Below are 6,957 nucleotides of genomic sequence, written 5' to 3' on the forward strand. Positions count from 1 at the left end.
ATCGTTTAAAAATAACGGGGTTTGACTTTTTATTACAATGTTACAATTGAGCCAAAAATTAGTAAAAATAATACTATTTTTTAATTACGTATTTCAAGTTATCAAACAAGCGTTCAATTAATTTGCGATCATTGGTAATTATTTCAGCAGTCCCTTTTGCTTCAAATTTAAAATCGAGGGTAGTATTATAATTCGTTTTTAATTGCTGAGGAAAATCGACAGTAACCAAATAAGTTTCAACATCCCCTTTATCTGTTTTCAAAGAATTGGTTGTTAGAGATATTGATTTTACGACTCCTCTAATTGATCCATATTCGATATAAGGATAATCTTCTAGTTTAACGATCACTTCTTGTCCTATTTTTACTTTTCCGGCACCATGAGCCGGTAAAACCAATTGCCCAATGACTTTATCATTTTGTGGCACTATTGTGAATACTGATTCACCACTTTGAACAAATTGATTGTTTGTCCAAAATTTTAAGAACTGCACCTTCCCTGGGAATGGTGCCCTGAATACGTATTTCTGTTCCCAGCTTTTTAAATTATCATTTAAATCGTTATAATTCGATAAAACGGCTAAACGAAGTTCTTTTTCTTTCTGTGTTTTTTGAATTGTAATTTCTTGTATTTTACCTATTGTCTGCTGGGCTTGTTGTCGATTTGAGATTATATTGGTTACTGCATTTTGATAATTATCTTTACCACCTAGATAGCTTATTTCTGTTTTATCAAAATCAGCATCACTCAATACATTTTTACTCAATAAAATAGAATCGCGTTGATGAAACTTTTGAATATAATGCAGGTTGCTTTCTGCGGTTTTGATTTTTAAACTACTGGATTGTATTGCTTTTTGTTGTTCAATATATAATTGTTTTAAACTGGCTTTTTGTTTCTCAAAAAGTTGATCATGATTGTAGTTTTCAAGCTCCTGTAGACTATTAAAAAAAGCATAATACTTAGTATTTAATTCTCCCATGGCCAAATTGCGGGGTAATAATACCAATAAATCAGTAATATTATTTTGCGTTGGGTTATAGCGTTTTAATAAACTGTCAGTTAAAATTACATTTTTTATTGGCGTAGGATTATCCAAATAAGCCAGTAATTCATGTTCTTTGACAAAATCTAAAGAGTGTAAATGTTTTAATTGCAGCTTGCCATAACTATTTGCTATTAGTTTTATTGGAGCAGCATTTGTATTAATGGTGATCATCCCACTTGCAACGTCTGGATATTTTATTTTAAAACTAAAAAAGAGCATGAGCATAAATAATAAAATCACTATAGCTGATATCACCATACCAAACCGATGCGGCATTCGATCTATAATATGCTGTACTTCTTCAGTACGTTCTAAATTTATAAATTTATCTTCTTCCATAAATAATTAAAAGTTTGATTCAGTAGTCAATTATCTTCTTTTGTCTTTCTATTCTAAAGGTAAAGCATGTGCTTTTATCTTAATAATAATTGATTTATTAAAAAAAGCAATAAGAATAAACATTTTAGTACTTGTATCATTTTTAAGTATTGAATATTAAATGGTTGTTTTGTACTACAGTTATTATATTAGTTTCTGGAGCTTGTAGAATTAGTCAATTCTACTTGTGTTTGAATCAACTCATAATATCTTCCTTTCTGCTTAATTAATGAATCATGATTCCCAAGTTCTACTACTCTGCCTTCTTGCATGACAATAATTTGATCTGCTTTAAGAATAGTACTTAATCGATGTGCGACAACTATCACCGTTTTTTCTTTAAACACATCATCGAGTGCTTCCACGATTTTCTTCTCATTTATAGTATCCAACGAATTGGTCGCTTCGTCAAAAAATAAATAATCTGGATTCTTATACAATGCTCTGGCTATTAATACTCTTTGTTTTTGTCCTCCGCTTAAACCTCTACCTTGTTCTCCCATCACAGTTTGATAGCCTAGAGGTAGTCGTTCAATCTCATGAGCAATATTGGCCGTACTTAATGCTTTACGCAGTTTTTCATAATCAATTTTTTCATCGCCCAATACAATATTGTTTAAAATAGTATCATTGAATATTTTACCATCCTGCATCACAGCACCGCATTTATCTCTCCACTGATTCAGACTAATGTTATTGATGTTCATATTACCAATCATAATTTCCCCGTAAGAAGGTTTGTACAATCGTAGTAGTAATTTTAATAGGGTTGATTTACCGCTACCACTATCTCCTACAATAGCAGTTACTTTACCCTCTGGTATTATAAGATTTACAGTCTTCAAAACAACAGACCCCGTAGGTGTGTATTGAAAAGAGACATTATTTAAAACTAGACTTTTATTCTCAGGCAGTTGCATGTTATTGGAGCCAACATCTTGGTTTTCGTCTTTTAACTGATGTATTTCATTTAAACGAAGAAAGGAAATTTGAGCAAACTGAAACGAAATGATAAACTGAATAAATTGCACTACAGGGGCATTGAGCATTCCGATAATGAACTGAGTGGATATCATCACTCCAAAAGTGATCTCTCCTGCTATAACAGCTTTAGCACAATAAAAAGTAATAAAGAGATTTTTTAAGCTCTCTATAAATTGAGCTCCAATATTTTGAGTATTGGTTACATTTAATACCCGTAGATTTATTTTGTATAACTGAGCTTGTATGTTTTCCCATTTCCAACGCCTTGGTCTCTCGTAGTTATTGATTTTAATATCCTGAATACAAGCAATAGTTTCGACCCAATAACTTTGGTTTTTAGAAACCAAATCAAAATACTCCCAATCGAGTTTTTTTCTAATACGAAGAAAAGCAAATACCCACAATACATATAGAATACTTCCTGTCAAGAAAATGTAAAAAATGACGGGATTAAAAAAGAACATAATGATTCCAAAAGTCACAAAAGTTAGTCCGGAAAAAATCATATTCATTGAATTATCCATCAAAAAACTCCTTATGCGTTCGTGATCCTGGGCACGTTGGAGTATATCTCCTGTAGATTTGTTCTCAAAAAAAGTAATGGGTAACTTCATTAGCTTAATCAGGTAATCAGATATTAAAGCAATATTAACACGGGAAGTTACATGTAGTAATATCCAATCACGTACCATATTACTAAGCAAAACGCTAACCACAATTGCCACATTAGCTATTAGTACAATATTGATAAAGTCAATATCATGTGTTTGTATTCCTACATCAATTACAGCTTTACTGATAAAAGGCAATATCCCTTGTAAAATGGTAACTAAGAACATCACTAAAAATAGATTTACAAAACTCTTTTTATAGGGCTTAAAGTACTTTAGAAAAGTATCGAAAGTTCTTTTTCGCTCCAATTTCTCCTCTCCTTCTTTTAGATAAAAATCAGTTTGGGGCTCAAAGGCCATTACCACTCCTTTATTCTCTTTATTTTTATACCATGTAGCAATAAACTCCTCAGCTTTATATGTAAGATGTCCTTTTGCCGGATCAGAAACATAAACATAACCACCGATCGAGCCGTCTTTATTTTTTTTAGGTTTGACACCATAAACCACTATAAAATGATTTTCATCCCAATGGATAATTACAGGTAGAGGAATTTTTAAGAGTAATTCTTCAATATTTGATTTTAAAGAGAGTGAGCGTAATCCAATTTCTTCTCCTGCATGACTTAAATCCAAAAAGGAAACACCTTCTTTTGTAATACCACATTTGTCACGTAAATATTGCAATGAATAAAACTTACCATAATATTTAGCAATCATTTTTAAACAGGCTGGACCACAATCTGTCATATCGAGTTGTCTGTCACAAGGAAATTGTTTTGGAAGCATGTTCTTGATTGTATTAGTTTAAAGCTAGTATTTGCAAATTTTCAATATAACTCACAATAGTCTTTTATAATATGTTTTTTAAACTCTTTGAGTTTTGATCTGCCATATTGTTTTATTAATATTTGTGCTTTAAAAATCTTATCCAACCAAAGATGTAGTTTCTCAATTCTTTCCTTTGTATTAAAATAGTTTAAACCATGTCCAAAACTAACGGCTGAGTGTATTACTAATTCTTCTACGGTATGCTCAATATTAAGACTGTCCAATTGCTGTGAGAGAAGTTCTAATGTGTTTTGCTGCTGTGTTTTAGAATGAACCCTTGATGTATTTTTGACATGAACCCTATAAAAAGTCAAATACTCAGGTAAGTTGTATATTTTATAATTTGCCGCAACCCGCAACCACAATTCATAATCATCACAATGTTTATAATCTGAATTGTACTTTAGTTTTTTAAGAATCTCTTTGCGAATCATTATCGAAGGGTGTACAATTTGGTTTTTAAACAACATCCCTAATTTTATATCTGAATCCTCTTGATAAGTTTCTATACGGTACATTGGAAAATCATTTTGCGTCATTACCACACAATTTGAACCTACCATACTATAAGTTGGGTTTTGATTTAAGAAAATCACTTGTTGAGCTAAACGAGAGCTAGCCATTGTATCATCTTGATCTATTCGGGCAATATATTTGCCTTTGGCCATATTTATTGCTTTATTTAAACTATAGGCGGCGCCTTTGTTTTTACTATTTTTCAGATAGACAATTCGAGGATCATTGTTTTTCTTTATTATTGCAGTTGTTGCATCTGTGGAACCATCATCAATGATAATTAATTCAAAGTTTGAGAAAGTTTGCTTAAAAATGCTGTCTAAGCATTTTTGCAGATATTGTGCACCATTATAACATGCTAAAAGTATGCTCACCAAAGATTTTTCAGATTCTTCGATAGAACTTAAAGAGGTAGGGATTACAGCAGATGATGGCTTAGGGACATCAATTAGTTGGTTATAAACAGCAATTGTCTGTTCTACCATCTCATTTGCGTTAAAATTATTATGCGCATATTTTTTGGCATTTTGGGAAAATGCTCTGGCTGATTCTTCGTTTTGCAAGTAATATTTAATTTTGTTTTTGAGATCATTACTATCAACAGTTGCCTTAATTCTAGTGTATTTTACTTTTACTCTCAAACCACAGTCTTCGGGAAGCATTTCTTTTAGACCATCTACATCACTAACAATAAGAGGTAATTCTGCATGGATCATTTCAATGGCCGTATAGCTGCATTGTTCAATGTAAGAAGGTACAATTCCTATATCTGCCATTGCATAATAATCGTATAAAGTAAGTTTGTTTAAACTACCAGTAAGGGTTATTTTTTTTGAATGACTTTTACAAAGTTTCATTATTTCATATTGCTCACCGGGGCCAGCAAGAACTAAGCGAATATTATTGAATTCTATTTCTTTAGTATTCAATAATTGACTAAACGCTTTAACCAAATCAAAGACTCCTTTACGTTGATTCAGGTTACCCGCAAACAATAGAATTTTTTCAGATGGGTTAAAACCATATTTGATTCTTAATTTTGATTTGTTTGCTAATGGTATCTCGTCTAATGTTAAACCATTGGGTATAATGGTAATTTTGTCTTCTGAAATATTCAATATTCTTTTTAAAGATTGTTTAGCAAATTGGGTTACAGTTATTATCTGATCAATTGAATCATAATTAATCTGTTCTTTTTTTAAACTCAGAGGCAGTGTAATTGTGTTTTCGTTTGCTAAAGCTTGATTTAACTTATAAAATAAACTGTAATTACTACTTATATAATCTCGCCAAGGAATACTGTGTTTGGTTAAAACTGTTTTACAGTTTATTTTTTGTTTTAAATACCAGGCAAGGGGACAATGGTTGATCCAATTGAAATGAACAATTACATTGCGCTGTCCAGCCATTTCTTGAGCTAGAAAATCTACTAGTTGAAGTTCATAATTAAAATCGTCATTATAAAAAGTAATTTGTTTTTGAATATGGTAATGCGTAACGTTTCCTTCTACATTTTTTTCAAAATCTGTGTCTTTTGTACTATTTATCCAAATATAATGAAGTTTAATCCCCTGTTTTCTTATGATCCCTTTTGTTAATTGATTAACATAGGTATTAAGCCCATTATCTTTAGAAGCAGAATGATAATCGACAATATATAGATTAAGCATAAGGAAAATGTCTATAATTTAAGAACAATTGACTACTTTTCAAATTTCAGCATACCCCATGTTTTTTGAATGACATCATCTACTTTATCTTCGTCTTTTTTGGTGTAGAAATACAATATTTGAGCATTACTAACATTGTCTTTATGAATTAAGACTTTTCTACACAAAGGATATTTACCAAGATAAGGATAGACAATTTTCATGTTATAAATATATCCATTGTCAGCACTTAATTCCTTCAGTTTCTTTTCATCAATCTTGATTGGAGATGATATAGTAGAATCAGCTTCATTAATTAGATATGGAATTATGTTGTTTATTTCTGCTGATTTAGGGAACATTTTTTTTAGTAATTCGTTCGGTTCATGAACTTCTATCATGGTAAAAGCAATAATAAGATCATCATGTTTGTTTTTGATACTGTATAATAGTAGTCCATGAAGATAAGTAGGGATGGGGTCATATTCGTAACTTGAATCTACTTTTATATAATTATTTGGTTGTTTGAAAATTAATTTGCATCTGTCTAAAGCATTCTTGAATCTTCCCCTAAAATGGCCTTGCTGCGCATTAACATAATAATTGCAGAAAACTAGGAGTAAAATTAGTATATACTTTTTTTTTAACATTTTTAAAGTAAAAATTTTTCAAACTATTAAACTAAATGTTTTTTAATGTCGTTTAAATATGAAGAATGATTCGTATTTTGATTTACGGGCAATTTCTCGTTAATGCAAGATAGTGAGTTAATTGCTTTACATTTCTCGTATTTGATGAATTATTTTGTGGATCATAGTAATTAAATGTCCCATCATTATTCATTTTAGTAATTATAACCGCATGTTGATAACCCGCAGAAGTTGTATAAGTCCCTATTAATACGCCACCTGTACCATTTGCAAAATTATCCATATTACCA

Annotated in this window: 5 protein-coding genes; all 5 read right to left on the reverse strand. The window is 30.9% G+C overall.

Going from position 1 to position 6,957, the window contains the following annotated elements; translation table 11 throughout:
• Positions 1 to 73: 73 nt before the first annotated feature.
• Positions 74 to 1,387, reverse strand: a complete 1,314-nt coding sequence (locus AB674_RS17605) for an HlyD family efflux transporter periplasmic adaptor subunit (RefSeq protein WP_047778584.1) — start codon at positions 1,385 to 1,387, stop codon at positions 74 to 76.
• 188 nt (positions 1,388 to 1,575) lie between these two features.
• A complete protein-coding gene (locus AB674_RS17610; RefSeq protein WP_047778585.1) occupies positions 1,576 to 3,810 on the reverse strand; it encodes a peptidase domain-containing ABC transporter in 2,235 nt (744 codons plus the stop codon).
• 41 nt (positions 3,811 to 3,851) lie between these two features.
• A complete protein-coding gene (locus AB674_RS22015; RefSeq protein WP_053004317.1) occupies positions 3,852 to 6,038 on the reverse strand; it encodes a glycosyltransferase in 2,187 nt (728 codons plus the stop codon).
• A 32-nt stretch (positions 6,039 to 6,070) separates the two neighbouring features.
• Positions 6,071 to 6,667 carry a hypothetical protein gene (locus AB674_RS17620; protein ID WP_047778586.1) on the reverse strand — a complete coding sequence of 199 codons (597 nt, stop codon included), beginning with the start codon at positions 6,665 to 6,667 and terminating at the stop codon, positions 6,071 to 6,073.
• An 82-nt stretch (positions 6,668 to 6,749) separates the two neighbouring features.
• On the reverse strand, positions 6,750 to 6,957 hold a 208-nt coding region (locus AB674_RS22995), incomplete at its 5' end, for a hypothetical protein (protein ID WP_205625366.1).

This window comes from Flavobacterium sp. ABG (genome assembly GCF_001027725.1).
In the GTDB taxonomy this organism is placed as follows: domain Bacteria; phylum Bacteroidota; class Bacteroidia; order Flavobacteriales; family Flavobacteriaceae; genus Flavobacterium; species Flavobacterium cupriresistens.

Bases quoted from the DNA above. Each gene is read 5' to 3' on its own strand.
- AB674_RS22015 (WP_053004317.1), bottom strand. From the start codon at position 6,038: ATGCTTAATCTATATATTGTCGATTATCATTCTGCTTCTAAAGATAAT.
- AB674_RS17620 (WP_047778586.1), bottom strand. From the start codon at position 6,667: ATGTTAAAAAAAAAGTATATACTAATTTTACTCCTAGTTTTCTGCAAT.
- AB674_RS17605 (WP_047778584.1), bottom strand. From the start codon at position 1,387: ATGGAAGAAGATAAATTTATAAATTTAGAACGTACTGAAGAAGTACAG.
- AB674_RS17610 (WP_047778585.1), bottom strand. From the start codon at position 3,810: ATGCTTCCAAAACAATTTCCTTGTGACAGACAACTCGATATGACAGAT.